Genomic DNA, 18,893 nt, shown 5'->3' with positions numbered 1-18,893 from the left:
GGCTCGCTCCCACAGTTTGATCTTCATTGGACACAGATTTTGTGTGTAACGGACATCCACTGTGGGAGCGAGCCTGCTCGCGATTGCGTTTTCAGCAACCCGACAACTGGCCGGGTCGCCCCCGATTCCGTAACATCCGCACCCTCTCTCCCTGTCGTGTTCGATCCTCCATGAAACCAAAACGTCTGCGCGCCGATGTCCTGGCCGGACTCACCACTTCTTTCGCCCTGCTCCCCGAATGCATTGCCTTCGCGTTGGTGGCCCACCTCAATCCGCTGATGGGGCTTTACGGCGCGTTCATCATTTGCACCCTGACCGCGCTTTTCGGCGGGCGGCCGGGGATGGTGTCCGGTGCGGCGGGTTCGATGGCGGTGGTGATCGTCGCGCTGGTGGTGCAACACGGCGTGCAGTATCTGCTCGCGACCGTGTTGCTCGGCGGCCTGATCATGCTGGCGTTCGGGCTGCTGAGGCTTGGCAAACTGGTGCGCATGGTGCCGCACCCGGTGATGCTTGGGTTCGTCAACGGCTTGGCGATCATCATTGCGCTGGCGCAACTCGAACACTTCAAGGATGGCGAAACCTGGCTCAGTGGCACGCCGTTGTACCTGATGACCGGGTTGGTGGTGTTGACGATGGCGATCGTTTACCTGCTGCCGCGCCTGACGCGTGCCGTGCCGCCGGCGCTGGTGGCGATCCTGAGTGTCGGGCTGGCGGTGTATCTGCTCGGCCTGCCGACGCGCACCTTGGGCGACATGGCGCACATCGCCGGCGGCTTGCCGACGTTCGCGCTGCCAGACATTCCCTGGAGCCTGGACACCCTGCGCATCATCGCCCCCTACGCGATCTTGATGGCGCTGGTCGGCCTGCTGGAAACCCTGCTGACCCTGAACCTCACCGATGAGATCACCGAAAGCCGTGGCTTCCCTGATCGCGAGTGCGTGGCGTTGGGCGCGGCCAATATGGTTTCGGGGGTTTTTGGCGGCATGGGTGGCTGCGCGATGATCGGTCAGACCGTCATCAACCTCAGTTCCGGTGGTCGTGGCCGGCTGTCCGGGGTGGTGGCCGGGGTGCTGATTCTGCTGTTCATTCTGTTTCTGTCGCCGCTGATCGAGCGCATCCCATTGGCCGCGCTGGTCGGCGTGATGTTTGTGGTGTCGCAGCAAACGTTCGCTTGGGCGTCGTTGCGGGTAGTGAACAAAGTGCCGCTGAACGATGTGTTGGTGATTGTGGCGGTCACGGTCATCACCGTGTTCACCGACCTGGCCACTGCCGTGTTGTGCGGGATCATCATCGCGGCGCTCAATTTTGCCTGGCAGCAGGCGCGCGAGCTGTATGCCGATGCTCATATCGAGAGCGATGGCAGCAAGTTGTACCACCTGCATGGCACGTTGTTCTTTGCCTCGACTACGCCGTTTCTCAATCAGTTCGACCCCGCCAACGATCCGCCTGTCGTGACCATCGACTGCCGCCACCTGAGTTTTGTCGACTATTCGGCCATCGCCGCGCTGAAGACTTTGCGTGAACGCTACGCCAAGGCCGGCAAGCATCTGCGGGTGCTGCATTTGTCCGAGCGCTGCAAGAAGCTGCTCAAACGTGCCCGCGTGAATCACGACTGAAATCAACGCAGGCGCGATGTAAATCCGCCTGCCTGATTTTCATATCCACCGACCTGGCATACCTCTGCGCGACATCCCTTACCTCTGCACGAAAATAACTTTCACCTCGTTTGAATGTCACGCCTCGAAATGATTTAAGAGTTTCACAACCCATTCGACGTGACCCTTTCGAGGAGTACCGCATGACCCTGTCCTTCGGCTATTGGCTGCTGGTGTATGCCGCCATCGCCATCATTGCCCTGATCGTTCTGATCGCCCGCTACCGACTCAATCCGTTCATCGTCATCACCTTGGTCTCCATCGGCCTCGCGCTGATGGCCGGCATGCCGGCGTCCGGGGTGGTCGGGGCCTACGAGGCCGGGGTCGGCAAGACCCTGGGGCACATTGCACTGGTGGTGGCGCTGGGCACGATGCTCGGCAAGATGATGGCCGAGTCGGGCGGCGCGGAGCAGGTGGCGCGGACCTTGATCGACCGTTTTGGCGAGAAGAACGCGCACTGGGCGATGGTCTGCATCGCCTTTCTGGTCGGGCTGCCGCTGTTCTTCGAGGTCGGTTTTGTATTGCTGGTGCCGATTGCCTTTACCGTGGCGCGGCGGGTTGGCGTGTCGATCTTGATGGTCGGTTTGCCGATGGTCGCTGGCTTGTCGGTGGTGCATGCGCTGGTGCCGCCGCACCCGGCGGCAATGCTGGCGGTGCAGGTGTATGGGGCGTCGGTCGGACAGACCTTGATGTACGCGATTCTGATCGGTATTCCGACCGCAATCATCGCCGGTCCCTTGTACGCCAAGTTCATCGTGCCGCGCATTCAACTGCCGGCGGAAAACCCGCTGGAACGCCAGTTCCTCGACCGTGAACCGCGCGACAGCCTGCCGGGGTTCGGCATCACCATGGCGACCATTCTGCTGCCGGTGGTGCTGATGCTGATCGGTGGCTGGGCCAACCTGATTTCCACGCCGGGCAGCGGTTTCAACCAGTTCCTGCTGTTCATCGGCAACTCGGTGATCGCGCTGCTGCTGGCGACGTTGCTGAGCTTCTGGACCCTCGGCATCGCCCAGGGCTTCAGCCGCGAATCGATCCTCAAGTTCACCAACGAATGCCTGGCGCCGACCGCCAGCATCACCTTGCTGGTCGGCGCCGGCGGTGGCTTGAACCGGATCCTGGTGGACGCCGGAGTCACCGATCAGATCGTCAGCCTGGCCGACGAATTTCACCTGTCGCCGCTGATCATGGGATGGCTGTTTGCGGCGTTGATGAGGATCGCCACCGGTTCCGCCACGGTGGCGATGACCACCGCCTCGGGCATCGTCGCGCCGGTGGCCATCGGTCTGGGGTATCCGCACCCCGAGTTGCTGGTGCTGGCAACCGGCGCCGGGTCGGTGATTTTTTCCCACGTCAACGACGGCGGCTTCTGGTTGATCAAGGAATACTTCAACATGACCGTTGCCCAGACCTTCAAGACCTGGACGGTGCTTGAAACCATTATTTCGGTGGTGGCTTTCGCGCTGACCGTGGGTCTTTCTTACCTGATCTAACCGGAGCCGCCTGCCATGGACATCCTCTACCAGATCCGCGCCCGCCAGGATTCCTTCAGCGCCGGTGAAGGACGCATCGCGCGGCTGATGCTCAACGACGTCGGCTTTGCCTCCGCCGCCAGCCTCGATGAGCTGGCGCAGAGGGCAGAGGTCAGCACCGCCACGCTGTCGCGGTTTGCCCGCACGGTGGGCTGTCGCGACCTGCGTGATCTGCGCCTGCAACTGGCCCAGGCCAGCGGCGTCGGCAGCCGCTTCCTTGACCCGGCGGGGACGCCGGATCAGTCGGCGTTCTATGGGCAGATCGTCGGCGATATCGAGTCGACCCTGCGTCAGCATCTGTCGGCGTTCGACGAGTCGCGGTTCGCCGATGCCGTGAAACTGCTGGGCAAGGCGCGAATGATTCATGCGTTCGGCCTGGGCGGTTGTTCAACCTTGTGCAGCGATGAGCTGCAAGTGCGGCTGGTGCGATTTGGCTACCCGATTGCGGCGTGCCACGACCCGGTGATGATGCGCGTCACCGCCGCCAGCCTTGATGCCGAACGCGCGGTCATTGCCTGCTCGCTGACCGGCATCACCCCCGAACTCATCGACGCCGTCGAACTGGCCCGTAACTACGGTGCACGGATTATCGCCATCACCCGGGCCGACTCGCCGCTGGCGCAATTGGCCGATGTGCTGCTGCCGCTGCAAGGCGTCGAAACCTCGTTTATCTACAAACCGACGGCGGCGCGCTACGGCATGCTGCTGGCCATCGACGTGCTTGCCACCGAGCTCGCGCTGGCCAACCCTGAAGACAATCAAGAACGTCTGCGGCGGATCAAACTCGCCCTGGACGATTACCGCGGCGGCGACGATCGTTTGCCGCTGGGAGACTGACATGATGTACGACACGCTGATCCGCAACGCTTTGGTCATCGATGGCAGCAACAGCCCCGGTTACCCCGCCGATGTGGCGATTCAGAACGGCCGAATCGCGCGCATCGGCGACTTGCATGAGGCGACCGCCCGCGAGGAAATCGACGCTGCCGGCCGCGTGCTGGCGCCGGGTTTTATCGACGTGCACACCCATGACGACACGGTGGTGATCCGCCAGCCGCAGATGCTGCCCAAGCTCAGCCAGGGCGTGACCACGGTGATTGTCGGCAACTGCGGGATCAGCGCGTCACCGGTGAGCCTGCGTGGCGATCCGCCCGATCCGATGAACCTGCTCGGCACCTCGGCAGCCTTCGTTTATCCGACGTTCAGCGCTTACCGCGCAGCGGTCGAAGCGGCGAACACCACGCTGAACGTCGCCGCATTGGTGGGCCACACCGCGTTGCGCAGCAACCATCTCGACGACCTGTTTCGCACCGCCACGCCTGATGAAATCAGCGCGATGCGCGAGCAGTTGCGTGAAAGTCTTGAGGCGGGCGCCTTGGGGTTATCCACCGGTCTGGCCTACGCCAGCGCGTTCTCGGCGTCCACCGACGAAGTGATGCAACTGACTGAAGAGCTGACGGCGTTCGGCGCCGTGTACACCACCCATTTGCGCAGTGAATTCGAACCGGTGCTGGAGGCGATGGACGAGGCGTTCCAGATCGGCCGGCATGCGAAATCCCCGGTGATCATTTCCCACCTCAAATGCGCGGGGGCCGGTAACTGGGGGCGCAGTCCGCAATTGCTGGCCTCGCTTGAGGAAGCGGCGAAAACTCACCCGGTGGGCTGCGATTGTTATCCCTACGCGGCGAGTTCTTCGACCCTGGACCTCAAGCAAGTTACCGACGCCCATCGCATCACCATCACCTGGTCCACGCCGCACCCGGAATTGGGCGGCCGCGACTTGATGGACATCGCCGCCGAATGGAACGTGCCGTTGCTTGACGCTGCACGCCGTCTGCAACCGGCCGGTGCGGTGTACTACGGCATGGACGAGGCCGATGTGCGAAGAATCCTCGCCCATCCCTTGTCGATGGTGGGGTCCGACGGATTGCCGGAAGATCCGTTCCCGCATCCGCGCTTGTGGGGCGCTTTCCCACGTGTGCTCGGACATTTCAGTCGCGACGTCGGCCTGTTTCCGCTGCATACCGCCGTACACAAAATGACCGGATTGTCGGCGGCGCGTTTCGGCTTGAAGCAAAGGGGTGAGATTCGTGAAGGGCATTGGGCGGACCTGGTGTTGTTCGATCCGCTGAGCATTCGCGACGTGGCGGACTTCAGTGACCCGCAACAGGCGGCCGAGGGGATTGAAGGTGTATGGGTCAACGGCGTGTTGAGTTACAGCGATGGCCAGGCGAACGGGAAACGGGAAGGGCGGTTTCTGGCGCGGGAAGGGGATTTGCGTGACGGGTTTCAGTAGTTATTCCGAGAAATACGTCACAGTGATGGCACATCGCGATTAAAGAATGTCAGCGCCAAGCCGAAGCGCTGACATCCAGCCCAACTTCAACGGGTGTCTTTTCAGTCAGGGAGCAACCCAATGAGCTTCGGCAAAACCACCTCGATCCTGCGGATTTTCGACGAGGCCAAGGCATTGGAATTCTACGTCGACTTTCTGGGGTTCACGGTCGACTGGCAGCATCGCTTCGAGCCGAATTCCCCGCTGTACCTGCAAGTCTCCCGTGGCGAATGCGTGCTGCACCTGTCCGAGCACCATGGCGACGGCACGCCGGGTTCGGCCCTGCGCATCGAGACCGATGAGCTCGAGGCCTTCCAGCAGCAACTGCTGGCGAAGGCGTATCCGTTTTCGCACCCGCAGATCCAGGCCATGCCCTGGGGAAGCCAGGACATGACCATCAGTGATCCGTTCGGCAACCGGTTGGTGTTTACCAACGCGATCTGCCTGTAAAAAGCTTCATCAGTTCCTCCAAATCAGCCGTGAGCGTTACGGACGGATAAATGCTCCGTAAAAATGACGAAGCCCTTTATTTAAAGGGCTTCTGCGGGGCTGGAGAGCGGTGGTGCTTTAAACCCTGAAGTGACTGACCATCATCTGCAACTGATTCCCCAACCGCGCCAGCTCAACACTGGACTTGGCCGTTTCATCGCTGGCGGCGGCAGTCTGTTCCGACACGTCGCGCACGTTGATGATGCTGCGGCTGATTTCTTCGGCCACGGCACTTTGTTGCTCGGCGGCGGCAGCGATCTGCTGGTTCATCGACTGGATGTTGGACACCGTGCGGGTGATGTTTTCCAGCGACGTGCCAGCCTTGCGGGTCAGGGCCACGCTGCTGTCGGTCAGGGCGCGGCTGTTGTTCATCACGGTCGACACTTGTTGGGTGCCATTCTGCAGACCGGCCACCAGGCCTTCGATTTCTTCGGTGGACTTCTGTGTGCGCTGGGCCAGGCCACGGACTTCGTCGGCCACCACCGCAAAACCACGACCGGCTTCACCGGCGCGCGCGGCTTCAATGGCGGCGTTGAGAGCCAGCAGGTTGGTCTGTTCGGCGACGGCCTTGATCACGTCCATGACGCTGCCGATCTTGTCGCTTTCCTGTTGCAGCACACTCATGGCTTCGGTGGAGCGCGCCACTTCAGTGGCCAGGCGTTCGATCTGGGCGATGGCTTCGTTGACCACTTTATCGCCTTCGCGGGCTTCACCATCAGCGGCGGCTGCGGCCAGGGAGGCTTCTTCGGCGTTGCGCGCGACTTCCTGCACGGTGGCCGTCATCTCGTGCATGGCGGTGGCCACTTGATCGGTTTCGATCTTCTGGCTGTTGACGCCGGCACTGGTTTGCTCGGTGACGGCGGACAGTTCTTCCGCGGCGCTCGCGATCTGGGTCACACCGTCGCGGATGCCGCTGATCAAGTCACGCAGGGTCACGCCCATGCGTGCGATGCCTTGCTGCAACACGCCGAGTTCATCGCGGCGCGTCACTTTGACGTCCTGGGACAGGTCGCCGCTGGCGATGCGTTCGACCACGGCCAGGGTGTCGCGTAGCGGGCCGGTGATCTGACGGGTGATGATCACGGCTGCAATGATGCCCACCAGCAATGCCAGCAATGTGCTGATCAACTGCAGTGTGCGCGCCTGGGCGCTTTCGGCGTCGCGACGGTCGAGCTGGATCTGATACAGCTGCTCGCTCAGGGTCACGATGGCGGCGCCCTGGTCGGTCATTTCCTTGCGCGCCTGCACGGCATCGCTGTTGGCGGCTTTATAGGCGATCAACGCGCTACGGTAATTGCCCAGTGCGGTTTCCAGCTGACGCAGGGCATCTTGCTGGGTCTCGGCGAAATGCACGTTCAGCGGTTTCAGGCTGGCAATTGCTGAATCCAGTTGGGTGACGGCTTTTTGCTCGGTCTCGGCATTGGTGGTGGCGGTGTAGCCGCGCACTTCGTAGCGGGCCAGGATGAACGCTTCCTTGGCGGTGGTGACGGCCTGGAATTGTTCGAAACGCTGGTCACTCAGGGGCATTTGCTGCACGCGGGTGCTGATGGCGTCGATTAGCGTGCTGGCTGTTTCAGCATTGGCGGCCATGGTGTCGCGGGCGCTGTTGCCGGTGCGGTAGGCGCTGCGCATCTTGTTCAGCGACGTCTTGTACGCGTCGATGTAAGTGCCTTGCTCTTTGAGCAGCTTGAGGTTTTCCGGGCTCTTGAACTTCGACAACAGCGATTGTTGCTGAGCGGAAAAGGCGTCAAGGGTGGTCTGTACGTTCTGAGCGGCGGTTTCGTCGCCGTTGGTCAGCATGTATTGCAGGCGAACCACACGAAGCTTGGTCAAGCCGGAGTTGAGCTGGGTGATGTCGCTCATCCAGTTGCTGCGGTCAATCAACCCGCCCAGGCTCGTCCAGCCGGTCAGGGCCAGTACGCAGGTCAGTGCCAGGACCAGGCCGAACCCCAGGCCCAGTTTCATGTTCACGCTGATGTTGCCGAACCAGCTATTCATCAAATTCCTCCAGGAACGTTGCGCTTTCGATCGTCAGTTGGCTGGAAGATTGTTGTTTTTTTAGGTGCCAGCAAGGGTGTGTAGCAGGCCTGTATCGGCAGCAATCGCGAGAGCTGAAAGGTTTTTGTCGGACTGATTCTGTAACAAGGTTTTTGTGAGCGGCTTAAGCTTTTTTTCACATGGCTTTCACCGGCTGCCGACGCGCGCCTCTCTACCCTCGCGGCATCGAATAACAATGGTGCATGCCGGCGAGGCGGCTTGATGTGGAATTGAGACTGAGTCTGTTCGGGATAAAACGCTCAATTAACCTGAGCTGTTTGACCCGCCATCGAAACACCGTAGTGGTGCTGGCCTCGGCGCTGCTGGTCATTCCATTGATCGTATGGCTGTTGCAGCCGGCCGCTGTGCCTGACCTGGCCCATGGCAATGTGGCGGGCGCACGAACGTTGGCCACCGAATGGGCCAAAGGCGACGTCATCGTGCTGGTCCGCCATGTCGAGCGCTGCGATCACTCGAAAGCCGCGTGCCTGAGTGGCAACGATGGCATTACCGATCGCTCGCGCAGCGTCGCGGTCAGTGTCGGTGCGCGGTTCGAACAGTTGGGGTTGGACAAGACCGATATCTACAACAGCCCGATGATGCGCACGTCACAGACGGCCGGCTACATGTTCAACAAGGTCGGTGTGGGCGAGGACTGGCTGGTGAGCTGCAAGGGCACGATGCTGCGCGACGCCCTGGCGCACAAAGTGGCGGGTCGCAATTTGATCCTGGTGACCCACAGCGAATGCATGGCGCAACTTGAAAAAGACCTCAAGGTGTCGACCTCCACGCTCGGTTATGGCGCTTCATTGTTTATTTCCGCCAGAAAACCTCTGACACCGAAAATGCTCGGCTTCATTGAAGCCTCTGACTGGCGTTCGGTGACCACCGAATGAATTTTTCCTCTGTATCAGGACACACGATGCTGACGTCTTCCCGCAACCACTTTTATTGGATGAACTTCGGTATCCCGTTGGCCTGCGCGGCCTTGGTTTTCCTGATGTTCGACATGACCCGGATCGACATCGCCTTCAGTAATCTTCTGTTTGATCCGGTCGCTCAGATCTTCCCGCTCGACAAGGTTCACTTCTTCGAAAAGCTCACCCACAAGTGGGCGCGCATCATTCCGAACTGGACCGCCGAGATTGCCTTGATCGGTGCGATGCTGTCGTTTGTCTGGCCGCTGATCAACACTTCAAAGCATCCTCGCCTTGGTGGTTTTCTGGAACGGAGCAAGGCGGCATCGGTGTTGCGATTTGCCAACGAACATCGTCGGGATTTTCTGTTCGTCGTCTTCGCATTTGCCATCTGCACCGGCGTGATCCATTTCCTCAAGGCGCACACCAGCGTGTACTGCCCGATCGAAACAACCCTCTACGGTGGGAAATTGCCCCACGTGGAGTGGTACAACAACTTCCAGCTGTTCAGGGAGGCCGGTGATGGCCGTTGCTGGCCGGGTGGCCATGCTTCCGGCGGTTTTACCATGCTCGCGCTGTACTTCGTGGCTCGCCGCTACCGCTGGCGCTACTCCAAGGCGCTGATGTACGGAGCGTTGCTGCTCGGTTTCGTCTATGGCACGACACGTGTCCTGCAAGGCTGGCACTACATGTCCCACACCTTTTGGGCCGGGATCTTCGTGTGGCTGGCCTGTTTGCTGACGGCGTTGCCATTTTACGGACGAGCGCTGCTGGAGATGCCGGTGCTGCAAAAGGCTGAAGCGCCGCACGCCGAGCCGCTTATTGGTTCACAAAGTAGTAAGCCTGACGCCCCACCTTCATGCTCTTGAGCACTTTCAACGGCGCGGCCGGTTCGATTTCACCAGACATGACCGCCACGTTGCTGGGTGAGGCCGCCAGAAACTCATGCAGTTGCGCCTCGGTGTTCAGGCCCTTGAGCACTTGTCGGGTGTAGAACACGCTGGCACCGCCCACCCGTTCGTTGGCCTGGAACAGGGCGATGTGTTGCCCGTTGGCCTGCATCGTCTGGATCTGTGCAGTCAACGGCAGGAAGGACAGTTTGCGGTCCGCATGGGGCAGCGCCCATTGAGCGGCGGCCAGGTAGCTGCCGATCACCAACGCGATCACGCCAATGGCTGCGCCGCGTCGATGCCGTGCGATGTGCCCCAAAAGGTTCGAGGCCCCTTCGCGCATCTTCAGCCGCTCGAACAGAACGCCCGCATACTCCGCCGCAATCACCGCCGCCGCAGGCGTCATCGACATGAGATACACCGTGCGCTTGCTCGACGCCAATGTCAGCATCACAAACTGCGCCACGATCCACAGGGTGAAAAACAGCAAGTAACGATTGGCCATCAGGCGTTTGCGAAAATGCCACAGCCCCAGGTACACCAGAATATTCCACGGCAGAAACGCCTGGGGCAGCTTGGCCAGGTAGTAGTAGTACGGTTCGTAATGCCCGGCCTCGACAAAGGATCCACTGAAGCGCCCGACACTGTTGGTCAGCAGCACTTCCCCCACGGCCTGCGCGCCACCACGCTGGTACAGCACGGCGAGCCAAATCATCAGCGGGATCAATCCAGCCAGTGTCAGTAAACCGGGACGCAACCAGTCGTGGATTTTCAGGCGCCTGTCCATCAAGGTCTCGGCCAGCAGATAGGCGAAAATCACCACGCCCGGCATCGCCAGGCCGAGGACGCCTTTGCTCAGTGTGGCGATAGCGATTCCCAAGGCGAACAGCAGCGCGTTGCCGGGCGTCGATTGACGTTGCCCCTGAAAGAACGCCAGCAACGCCAGGGTCACGCCGAGGGCGAGCAACGCGTCTTCACCGACGCCGCGCACGTTGCTCCAATAACTGGCCATGGTTGCCAGAAAGATTCCCGCCGTCCAGGCAATCGCCTTGGGCCGGCCGAACCGCCGCAGCATCGCGTACAACAGCATCACGCTGAACAGCCCGGCGAACGCCGAGGCCAGTCGCACCGCCCACGGCGTGCCGCCAAATGCACGGATGGCCCCGGCATCGAGCCACAAGCTCAAAGGTGGTTTTTCCAGAAACGGTTCGCCGAACAAACGGGGCGTTACCCAGTCGTTGTCCAGGTGCATCTGCATGGCGATTCCGGCCACCCGGGCCTCGGTGGACCCTTGCAGTTGATGATTGCCCAAGGCAAAGAAAAACAGCAGGGCGGCCAGCAGGAACAGTGAAGTGGCGGGACGCGACATAGGCTTCTGGCTACCGAGCAGGTGGACCGGGAAGCCCGAGCATACGGTGCGAATCCTTAATGAATTGTGAACGGCCGCGAAATATTACGAGAGGCGCCTGGACCAGCGCTGTTCCGGGGTTTCAAAGCGATCATTGATCAACGCGGTCAACACGTGATCCTGCCAGCGCCCGGCGATACTCAGGTAGGCCTTGGCGTAGCCTTCACGTTCAAATCCCAGACGCTCCAGCAGCCGCGCGCTGCGTTCGTTGCCGGGGATGTAATTGGCCATGATCCGGTGCAGTTTCTGCTCATCGAACATGTAGCCGATGCCTGCTTCCAGTGCTTCCTGCATCAAACCGTTGCCCTGACGGGATTCGTCGATGTGGTAACCGAGATAACACGCCTGAAACGCTCCGCGAGTGATGCCGCTGAAATTGCAGGCGCCGATCATCTGGCCGTTGTCCGGGTCCAGCAGCGCGAAATGCACCGCCAGGCCAGCCTCGAACGCACTGGCTTGGACCTCAAGGCGCGGACGAATGTTTTCAGGGCTGTGGTAGTCGGAAGGGCGAATCGGCGACCACCGGGCAAGGTGCCTTTGGTTGCGCCGGTAGAAATCGCTTTCCAGCGCCGCCTGTTCGGGGGCGAGCACCGCCAGTGTCAAGCGTTTGCAGGGCAGGGACAACAACGGCATAGGGCGCTCCGGTTCGGGGGGATCGTCGCGCAAGCATTACGCGACCAACGGAAAAACTCAAACCGCCAGGGGCAATGTCACGATAAAGGTGCTGCCTTTGCCGTCGCCGTCACTGCTGCCGATCACCGTTCCGCCATGGGCTTCCACCAGCTCGCGCACCACCGTCAGGCCAATGCCCAGGCCTGCACCGTTGAAGCCGATGGCGTGCACGTCTTGCACGAACGGCTCGAAGATAAACGGCAAGGCTTGAGCGGAAATACCGATGCCGTCATCGCGAATGCTCATCTCCAGCACATTGTCCCGGGCGGTGACCGCCAGCGTGACATGGCCCCCCGAGGGCGTGTACTTGGCCGCATTACCCAGCAGGTTGCCGAGGATTTGCGCCAGCCGCACCGGGTCGCCGTCCACCGACAGCGCGCAGGTGGGCAGTTCGACGGTGAAATGCAGTTGTCGGGTGTTCATCACCGGGCGGCACACTTCGATGGCCTCGTGGATAATCGGCACCACGTCGACGATCCGGCATTCGAGGCGCAGCTTGCCGGTGCTGGCGCGGGACACGTCAAGCAAGTCATCCACCAGCCGCGACATGTGCTGCACCTGGCCCTCGATCAACGCCTGCATGCGCGGCAATTCTTCACTGGGCACCCGCACCAGTCGGCCGGCGATCATGCTGATGGGCGTCAGCGGGTTGCGCAGTTCATGGGCGACCAGCGTGAGGATGTTGCGTTGCTGCGCCAGCGTATGTTCCGCCGAGGCTTGCAGGTTCTGCGCGCTGAGGGCGGCGATCACCAATTGCGCGTTGGCCTCGCGCATCTCCAGAAACAGCCGTTGCTCTTCTTGCGAGCGATGGGGTTTTTCCGCATCCGATTGCGCCAGCAGAATGGCCAACACCAGTTGCTGATTGGCTTCGACCAATTGTTCGATTTGCTGGGCATCCACCAGCCGGTTGTTGGTATCGCTCAATTCCTTTTTCAGCGCCGCCAGCATCGCACGTGCTTCCACGGTTTTCTGGCCGAGCAGGAACAACTCACGAGCGGCGGTGGCCATCGTTTGTGCGTTCGTGCCATTGGCCTCGGTCATGGTCCTGGTTTACACCTCGTCCTTGCTGAGCTGCCGGGTGGGCCGGCCCCCGAGTAAGCCTTCCTGATCCGGCAACATTTCGCCGATCTGCAGGCCGTTATCATCGATGCTGTACAGGCGCAATTCGTCGGAGTGGGCGCTGGCCCGAACCTTGACCACCGCCATGATGCGCAACAAGCGGCTCTGCACCTCGATGTAGCGCTGGACAATGATTGCATCGGTGAGAAACGCCGTGCCGTAAGGGCTGAAACGCAGGTCGGTGTAGCGGTCTTCCAGTTCCGAGGTCAGCAACACACTGACACCGATGCTCGTCAGTGCGGTGACCATGCGCGACAGCGATTCGCGAAAGTCTTCGCGGAAGGTCGGCGCCAGCGCCAGTTCGAAACCGGACAGCGAATCGATTACCACACGGGTGGCTTTCAGTCGGCTGATCTCGCTGAGCAGCAATTGCACGATTTCGTCGATGGACAGGTCCGGCGCACGGCTGTCCACCAGACCGACCTGACCGCTCTGAATCAGTTCCGCCAGGGTGGAGTTCTGGGAGTGATTCGGCCGTTGTTCAAACACCGCGATCACGCCGGTTTCGCCATTGCGCGCGCCTTCGGCCAGGAAGGTCGCCGCCAGAATGCTTTTGCCCGACCCCGACGGCCCCGCCACCAGCAACGAATAACCACGGGGCAGGCCGCCACCAAGCATCTTATCGAGCTGCGGTACGCCCATTTTCAGGCGCTTGATCGGCAATTCCAGTGGGGCTTCAATCAGGTTGACGGCGGCGGGTGCAAACACCTTGATCCCCGACGTAGCAATTCGGAAAGTATGCAGGCCTGGCAACGTCGGCTGCCCGCGCATCTTCATGATTTCCATCTTGCGCACCATGGAGTTGCGCTGGACGCTCTGGCGCAACCAGATCAGGCCATCGGCCACGGTGAAAATCGGGTTGGTGTCGGTTTCGGTGAAATACTCGCCAATCAGGAAGGTGGTTGCCTGCCAAGTGGTCATCAACATGCCCAGTTGCTGAACGAACTGCGGCAGATTGTTGTTGGGGTTGTCCTGGGTCTGGCTGGCCAGCACCACGGAGCGGAACGAATCGACGAACACCAGCGCCGGTGAGTGAGCCTCCACCTCGCTGACAATGCGCCGCAGCACCTCGTCCAGATTCCCCGCCAACGTGTCGGCGGCCAGGTTGATATAGCGAATCGAATGGTTGATCGCTTCGCTGTCGAAAAAATCGAATTGCTGCTGATAGCGCAGCATCTTCAGCGGCGGCTCTCCCAACACGGTAAAAAACAGCGCCGGGCGTTGAGGCGTCGCCAGGGCGAACATCATCTGATGCGCGAGGGTAGTTTTGCCGCAGCCGGGCGGACCTGCGATCAGGTTGAACGAAAACTCCGGCAAACCTCCGCCCAGCACCTCGTCCAGTCCTGGCACGCCGGTAGCCAGTCGGTTGATAGTCACTTTGGTGCTCATGGCGAATTTTCCTGCGAAGGGGTGTCGCTCAAAGAAGGTTCCCACATGCCACGAAGCAAACGTGCGGTGAGCGAGGGCCCGATCAGCGTGGTGAGTAGCTCGTAAAAGGTGGTCAGCAACACTTCACCGAAAAACAGCGCATCGACGTCGCTTTGCTCAACAATTACGGACTTGAGGGCTGTCAGGTCCATGCCGGCCGGCACTTTGTCGCGGGTGCTGGCTAAACGCGGATGATTAGAGGCGCACAGGTGAAGGCTGCGGCGATAAAGCGCGGCAACCCCTTGCTGGCCGATGATGGGCGTGAGGGCTACTTCCATATCCCGCAAGGTTGAAATGATCGCTTGGGCGATCCTTGCGATGTCAGCGTCGGGGCCAACACGGTGCGCCAGAGAAGCAACGATCTGACGGCTCTCTTCGCTTTGCGTGGACATGGCTAACTGATATCTGATGGACAGACATCGAGGGTACACCCAATTAGGTGGTTGGACGTGATTTGCGACAGTTCCAAAGAAAACACTGGGTGACACCGACCGCCGCTGGTCGATCAAAAGGCAAAAAAAAGCCCGCGGGAGGGCGGGCAAACCGTAGTTTCTTGAATGAGCGGGAGCACTGTACCGGTTGGGGGTAGGTGGTGGGGTGAAGAAAAGTTCATGTGTGGATGGACCGCGTTACCCGCTCAGGGCAAATGATCTGCCGCAAAGTCTGCCTCGGAGCGAGCTTGTAACCGGCCCTTGCGGCAGGCCTGCTGGAATCGCTCAAAGTCTTGCTCATTCTGCGTTGCATAACTTTTCGCATACTTGAACAGCGCGTCGGCCAGCGCATTGCTCTTGCCGATGTAACCGCTGATCTGCGCGGCCTGCCCGGACGATTTGGCATGCGCGCGAGCGAGGGCGCGACCACAGACGCGACCATACGCGGCGAAGGTGTCCGCATCGAACGTCTCGAGTTCGGCCGAGATTTTCATGTCGCGCAATTGCCGCACGTAGAAGTGTCGACCGCTGGGGCCGGTGGTCCAACCGAGAAACAGGTCACTGGCCGATTGCATCAATCGTTGACCCTCAACCACCCGCTGACCGTTATGCCGCACTGTTGATTTCGTCTTCACGTAATCGGCCAGCACCGAGCGCCGTGCTTCCTTGAATTGCAGGAACAGCGGGAATTCCTGATCGTCGGTCAGCAAGACCACCAGACAACGGGTGCCAACACTGCCGACACCCACCACTTTGAACGCCATGTCCTGGGCGTGAAAACGTGAAAGCAACGCCCGTCGGTCAGCCTGCAGCGTGCCGGGATACTCGCGCATGAAGGCGTCGTAGATTGGCCGCCAATCCGAGTGGCGTAGCCAGTCATCATCGGCATCCAGCAATGTGGTGTTTTTGTGCAAGTGGAAAATTTCCGGCAGGTCATCGCGAATGATCAGACGACCATGGGCGTCACGTTCGCTGATTTTCGGCATTAGCTCGGCGTGGGATCGGCCCTCGGCCTTTTCGATGGCACGCTCGATATGCTCCAGCGTTTTTTTGTTCGCCTGCTTGCGCAAGTCGTCGTAACGGATGGACTCGTACCAGGTTTCCAGCGAGCTTTGTTCGGCGCACTCGAGCATGGTTTCCTGATAAGCGCTGACCACTTCGCGGCAGACCGTCTCTTCGATCGTTTCGCCATGACGCAGATCGCGGGCGGCCACTACGATACTCGCCACCAGCCGTTTAACGTCCCACTCCCAAGGGCCGGGATGGACCTCGTCGAAGTCGTGGACGCCGAACAACAGATTGCGTTCGGGCGTGGCGAACCCGCCGAAATTCATCAGGTGGCAATCGCCGCAGATCGGTGAGGTCAGGCCCATGTTCGGCGTGGAAGCCAGGTCGTGAGCCTGCAAAAGCGCGGTGCCGCGATAAAAGCTGAAGGGGGAGACGAGCATGCGGCCGTAGCGGAGTTCGATCAGGGACTTGATTCGGCCTTCGCTTGAGGCTTTGATCAGTGGGAGCGGGTCGCGGTTAGTTTTTCCCGTGGACGCATGGGAATTGCGGGGGCAATTCTTGCGGGCGTCCTTGCCTTGCTTCAAGCGGTCTTTGAGGGTGGTCATGGGGGCTCGCTGTAGGCGGTGTGCGGATTGAGTGTAGAAGGCCATACAGAGCGCGAAATATTCGATGAAATAAAAAGCCCGATTATTAGTCGGGCTCTAAATTTTTATCTGATCAAATTTCCCGTGTGAAGGAAATTTCCACGGGACGCGGAATGCTGCGCCGCCTCTGATCAAGTTTGCTTGAGTTGTAATGGCGGGCCACCAACGCACCAAATTATGGGCCTTGTTCCAATAGGATTCGTTTCCCCAGTGTTTAGCCAAGCAAAACACGGGTAGGCCACATTCGCGAAACGCCCGTTTTTCAATATCGCCTTTTGTAAATTTATCTTGAGAGATAACGGCCCAGCCGCCTTCGTCGCTCAGTACTGAAATCCAATCAACGTCCGTGGTGTTCTGCGGAAATTTATCCTTCAGTGGCAATACCGAATGTCCGTCTGCTTTGGTCAGCTCATTTAATGCGCGGGCAAGGGCGGGGGGAAGATTGTTGTCCAGTAAGAAATTCAAGCAGCATTCCTTTGCTCAAAATTGACCGCCGCTTCAACTGCTGCAGCAGGAATCTCAAAGAGAAGTGCCACACGTTTGGTGTTTTCCCCTTCTGTCTTGTAGGCGCTAAAAATTGCCGCCGTATCGATTCCCGTGTTTGCAAGAACTGGTTTCCCAAAGTTCCGGGAGGGATCCAGAACGATCGCTTTACTGCGTTTTACCGGATACCAGCGCTGAGCGGCTTCTGATCCCGTGTAATCAATGCCTTCATACAACGAAGGTTTGATGACTTGCTCAAACGCGTACTGTCGTTTGATCAGGTCGAGAAGGGATTCATCCCCTGTTTCGCTCATGACCGTGGCGAAAATACGCCGACCATCGGTTTGAAAACGTTTGCAGGTAAATGGATAGGCTTGATTGAACATCTCTTTTGCTTGCTGCGAGGCATTGCGGATGGCTTGCAGGCTTACACCGTGCTGGCGGAAGGCATGGACGAAACGAATTTCCAGGAGGTCATGAAAGCCTAGTACGCACTCATCCAGGTCGGCCAGTTCCGAGCTCCAAAGCCCCGAATGCTGAACACCATGCGCGGTATATCCGAAAAGCCAACGGCGGATATCGGCAGCTGGAATCCCCGTGTAAAGGGAGGCTTCCGCCGGTGTGTATAAGCCAATACCGACAAGGCGGCTAGGCAGTTTGATGTTTTGCATGTTGGCCTCCTTGTCATCAGGTGATTCGGCGAGGGGATTCTGGTCGTAAGGATGAACTCAAGCAACCAGTCGGGGACGAACAGCCGTTTTGTTTGTTCAGCGTAGATTTAAAGCGTGATCATCACAATCAGCTCAGAGCCGATATGGCTTGCAGGAAATTTCCGAAGAACTTGTCCTGCAATTCGCTCTTGCGACGGATCGAGGGGCCGGGAGTCAATTGAGTCGACAGAAAGTTACAGTTTATGAAACCTTCTGTTGAGTCAAAGCCCAAAAAAGGCACCTGCGATTCTCGTCAGGTGCCTTTTTTGTTACATCGACGAAACCTGCGCCTGCAATCTTCGCCCAACGACATCCATCAAATCGCAGCCATCGCGCAGCGAAGTCACCAACACCCGCGCCAGTTCACTGTGAACCCCCTCGTTCACAGCAAAACTCTCCAGCAATTGAGTTGCCGTGCGGATGCGGTAAGCCGCAGTTTCGTGCAATACGTCCAGCGGTGCTTCGGTGTCGATCAGCAGCGACGCGATGGTGCAGTCGATGCCGGTGACAGGCATGTATCGATCCATGACAAAACCTCCATTTGGTAAAAGAGCACGACCACTCAGTGGTGGCTGGCGGACGAAACTTCCGACACGCCATTGGGTGGATCGAGGTTGTCCAGCGCTCGGTTTACCAACAGTTCGCCCAGCACCGCCAACTGCTGAATCGCCAGTGCCACGTTACGGCGCGAGCCTTCGAGGTCGCAGGCCAGGTCGGTGGTCATGACGTTGAGTGAGGCGAGGGTTTCGCAGGCGTGAGCGAGCAGGGTTGGCGTGTCGACGGCGGGGAGGAGGGTAAAGACGTGACTGATGGGATCGGGGTGGTTCGGGTTGCGCAGGCGTGCGCTGATGATGCGTTCTGTGGTTTCGGAGAGTTGGCTTAAATCGGGTGCGTCTGCTTCTGAAAGTGCGGCAGATTCGGGCGGATTTGGGGTGATCTTTTTCATGATGGAGCTCCTTGCGTTGGTGGGAGCTGCCAGTCCCCTGCTGTCAAACAGGATTGGGTGGCGGCTGTACGCGGGTTGACAGACCGGAAACGCAAGCATCCAGTGCACCCGAAGATGCCCCACGCACAGCCACCAGAACGGAACTGCACACGTGAAAGGATGCCGTTTTATCCGGAGGAGTGAAAGCTT

Annotated in this window: 18 protein-coding genes; 7 read left to right on the top strand and 11 right to left on the bottom strand. The window is 59.7% G+C overall.

The genetic code is table 11. From position 1 onward, the window contains the following. Positions 1 to 170 precede the first annotated feature (170 nt). The 5 genes from QMX98_RS02875 to QMX98_RS02855 all read left to right on the top strand — a co-directional run bounded on the left by QMX98_RS02875 (position 171) and on the right by QMX98_RS02855 (position 5,972). A complete protein-coding gene (locus QMX98_RS02875) occupies positions 171 to 1,616 on the top strand; it encodes a SulP family inorganic anion transporter (RefSeq protein ID WP_282410227.1) in 1,446 nt (481 codons plus the stop codon). A 182-nt stretch (positions 1,617 to 1,798) separates the two neighbouring features. After that, complete coding sequence (locus QMX98_RS02870; RefSeq protein ID WP_282410226.1) at positions 1,799 to 3,148, top strand: gluconate:H+ symporter; 1,350 nt, start codon at positions 1,799 to 1,801, stop codon at positions 3,146 to 3,148. Positions 3,149 to 3,163: 15 nt separating this feature from the next. Further along, positions 3,164 to 4,024, top strand: coding sequence for a MurR/RpiR family transcriptional regulator (locus QMX98_RS02865; RefSeq protein WP_077747344.1), 861 nt, complete (start codon positions 3,164 to 3,166; stop codon positions 4,022 to 4,024). A 1-nt stretch (position 4,025) separates the two neighbouring features. Further along, positions 4,026 to 5,483 (top strand): D-aminoacylase, encoded by a 1,458-nt coding sequence (locus QMX98_RS02860; RefSeq protein WP_077747345.1) that lies wholly within the window; start codon positions 4,026 to 4,028, stop codon positions 5,481 to 5,483. 120 nt (positions 5,484 to 5,603) lie between these two features. Continuing rightward, positions 5,604 to 5,972, top strand: a complete 369-nt coding sequence (locus QMX98_RS02855; protein WP_010463700.1) for a glyoxalase superfamily protein — start codon at positions 5,604 to 5,606, stop codon at positions 5,970 to 5,972. A 117-nt stretch (positions 5,973 to 6,089) separates the two neighbouring features. Here QMX98_RS02855 and QMX98_RS02850 read toward each other — a convergent pair whose 3' ends face one another. After that, entirely contained in the window at positions 6,090 to 8,009 is a 1,920-nt protein-coding gene (locus QMX98_RS02850; RefSeq protein WP_282410225.1) for a methyl-accepting chemotaxis protein, read from the bottom strand. Between the two features lie 263 nt (positions 8,010 to 8,272). Between QMX98_RS02850 and QMX98_RS02845 the strand changes: the two genes are divergently transcribed. Further along, positions 8,273 to 8,944 carry a histidine phosphatase family protein gene (locus tag QMX98_RS02845; RefSeq protein ID WP_042932398.1) on the top strand — a complete coding sequence of 224 codons (672 nt, stop codon included), beginning with the start codon at positions 8,273 to 8,275 and terminating at the stop codon, positions 8,942 to 8,944. Between the two features lie 26 nt (positions 8,945 to 8,970). After that, positions 8,971 to 9,834 carry a phosphatase PAP2 family protein gene (locus QMX98_RS02840; protein ID WP_282410224.1) on the top strand — a complete coding sequence of 288 codons (864 nt, stop codon included), beginning with the start codon at positions 8,971 to 8,973 and terminating at the stop codon, positions 9,832 to 9,834. Here QMX98_RS02840 and QMX98_RS02835 read toward each other — a convergent pair. The 10 genes from QMX98_RS02835 to QMX98_RS02790 form a co-directional block, all read right to left on the bottom strand. Further along, a complete protein-coding gene (locus tag QMX98_RS02835; protein ID WP_282410223.1) occupies positions 9,785 to 11,224 on the bottom strand; it encodes a glycosyltransferase family 39 protein in 1,440 nt (479 codons plus the stop codon). The genes QMX98_RS02840 and QMX98_RS02835 overlap by 50 nt on opposite strands. 84 nt (positions 11,225 to 11,308) lie before the next feature. Beyond that, a complete protein-coding gene (rimJ, locus tag QMX98_RS02830; RefSeq protein ID WP_282410222.1) occupies positions 11,309 to 11,896 on the bottom strand; it encodes a ribosomal protein S5-alanine N-acetyltransferase in 588 nt (195 codons plus the stop codon). 57 nt (positions 11,897 to 11,953) lie between these two features. Then, positions 11,954 to 12,976 carry a HAMP domain-containing sensor histidine kinase gene (locus QMX98_RS02825; protein WP_282410221.1) on the bottom strand — a complete coding sequence of 341 codons (1,023 nt, stop codon included), beginning with the start codon at positions 12,974 to 12,976 and terminating at the stop codon, positions 11,954 to 11,956. A 9-nt stretch (positions 12,977 to 12,985) separates the two neighbouring features. Then, the gene (locus tag QMX98_RS02820) at positions 12,986 to 14,443 is read right to left on the bottom strand and encodes an ATPase domain-containing protein (protein WP_154502998.1); all 1,458 of its coding nucleotides are present in this window, start codon (positions 14,441 to 14,443) and stop codon (positions 12,986 to 12,988) included. Next, positions 14,440 to 14,874, bottom strand: coding sequence for a hypothetical protein (locus tag QMX98_RS02815; RefSeq protein ID WP_245006803.1), 435 nt, complete (start codon positions 14,872 to 14,874; stop codon positions 14,440 to 14,442). Before QMX98_RS02815 ends, QMX98_RS02820 begins: the two co-directional genes overlap by 4 nt. A 245-nt stretch (positions 14,875 to 15,119) precedes the next feature. Then, positions 15,120 to 16,526 carry a DUF2252 domain-containing protein gene (locus QMX98_RS02810; RefSeq protein WP_282410220.1) on the bottom strand — a complete coding sequence of 469 codons (1,407 nt, stop codon included), beginning with the start codon at positions 16,524 to 16,526 and terminating at the stop codon, positions 15,120 to 15,122. Positions 16,527 to 16,622: 96 nt separating this feature from the next. Further along, the gene (locus QMX98_RS02805) at positions 16,623 to 17,030 is read right to left on the bottom strand and encodes a hypothetical protein (RefSeq protein ID WP_077747352.1); all 408 of its coding nucleotides are present in this window, start codon (positions 17,028 to 17,030) and stop codon (positions 16,623 to 16,625) included. Further along, positions 17,027 to 17,719, bottom strand: a complete 693-nt coding sequence (locus QMX98_RS02800; protein ID WP_282410219.1) for a DUF433 domain-containing protein — start codon at positions 17,717 to 17,719, stop codon at positions 17,027 to 17,029. Before QMX98_RS02800 ends, QMX98_RS02805 begins: the two co-directional genes overlap by 4 nt. Before the next feature lie 308 nt (positions 17,720 to 18,027). Continuing rightward, complete coding sequence (locus QMX98_RS02795) at positions 18,028 to 18,285, bottom strand: hypothetical protein (protein ID WP_077747354.1); 258 nt, start codon at positions 18,283 to 18,285, stop codon at positions 18,028 to 18,030. A gap of 35 nt (positions 18,286 to 18,320) precedes the next feature. Next, positions 18,321 to 18,704, bottom strand: coding sequence for a DUF6124 family protein (locus tag QMX98_RS02790; protein ID WP_077747355.1), 384 nt, complete (start codon positions 18,702 to 18,704; stop codon positions 18,321 to 18,323). Between the last annotated feature and the right edge of the window lie 189 nt (positions 18,705 to 18,893).

It is taken from the genome of Pseudomonas sp. PS02303, from assembly GCF_029959925.1.
Taxonomy (GTDB): Bacteria; Pseudomonadota; Gammaproteobacteria; order Pseudomonadales; family Pseudomonadaceae; genus Aquipseudomonas; species Aquipseudomonas mandelii.
This window is presented reverse-complemented; position numbering and strand designations above follow the sequence as displayed.

What these genes read in the sequence shown, in the direction of transcription:
- QMX98_RS02875 (WP_282410227.1), top strand. Translation starts at nt 171, where the DNA reads ATGAAACCAAAACGTCTGCGCGCCGATGTCCTGGCCGGACTCACCACT.
- QMX98_RS02870 (WP_282410226.1), top strand. Translation starts at nt 1,799, where the DNA reads ATGACCCTGTCCTTCGGCTATTGGCTGCTGGTGTATGCCGCCATCGCC.
- QMX98_RS02865 (WP_077747344.1), top strand. Translation starts at nt 3,164, where the DNA reads ATGGACATCCTCTACCAGATCCGCGCCCGCCAGGATTCCTTCAGCGCC.
- QMX98_RS02860 (WP_077747345.1), top strand. Translation starts at nt 4,026, where the DNA reads ATGATGTACGACACGCTGATCCGCAACGCTTTGGTCATCGATGGCAGC.
- QMX98_RS02855 (WP_010463700.1), top strand. Translation starts at nt 5,604, where the DNA reads ATGAGCTTCGGCAAAACCACCTCGATCCTGCGGATTTTCGACGAGGCC.
- QMX98_RS02850 (WP_282410225.1), bottom strand. Translation starts at nt 8,009, where the DNA reads ATGAATAGCTGGTTCGGCAACATCAGCGTGAACATGAAACTGGGCCTG.
- QMX98_RS02840 (WP_282410224.1), top strand. Translation starts at nt 8,971, where the DNA reads ATGCTGACGTCTTCCCGCAACCACTTTTATTGGATGAACTTCGGTATC.
- QMX98_RS02835 (WP_282410223.1), bottom strand. Translation starts at nt 11,224, where the DNA reads ATGTCGCGTCCCGCCACTTCACTGTTCCTGCTGGCCGCCCTGCTGTTT.
- rimJ (WP_282410222.1), bottom strand. Translation starts at nt 11,896, where the DNA reads ATGCCGTTGTTGTCCCTGCCCTGCAAACGCTTGACACTGGCGGTGCTC.
- QMX98_RS02825 (WP_282410221.1), bottom strand. Translation starts at nt 12,976, where the DNA reads ATGACCGAGGCCAATGGCACGAACGCACAAACGATGGCCACCGCCGCT.
- QMX98_RS02820 (WP_154502998.1), bottom strand. Translation starts at nt 14,443, where the DNA reads ATGAGCACCAAAGTGACTATCAACCGACTGGCTACCGGCGTGCCAGGA.
- QMX98_RS02815 (WP_245006803.1), bottom strand. Translation starts at nt 14,874, where the DNA reads ATGTCCACGCAAAGCGAAGAGAGCCGTCAGATCGTTGCTTCTCTGGCG.
- QMX98_RS02810 (WP_282410220.1), bottom strand. Translation starts at nt 16,526, where the DNA reads ATGACCACCCTCAAAGACCGCTTGAAGCAAGGCAAGGACGCCCGCAAG.
- QMX98_RS02800 (WP_282410219.1), bottom strand. Translation starts at nt 17,719, where the DNA reads ATGCAAAACATCAAACTGCCTAGCCGCCTTGTCGGTATTGGCTTATAC.
- QMX98_RS02795 (WP_077747354.1), bottom strand. Translation starts at nt 18,285, where the DNA reads ATGGATCGATACATGCCTGTCACCGGCATCGACTGCACCATCGCGTCG.
- QMX98_RS02790 (WP_077747355.1), bottom strand. Translation starts at nt 18,704, where the DNA reads ATGAAAAAGATCACCCCAAATCCGCCCGAATCTGCCGCACTTTCAGAA.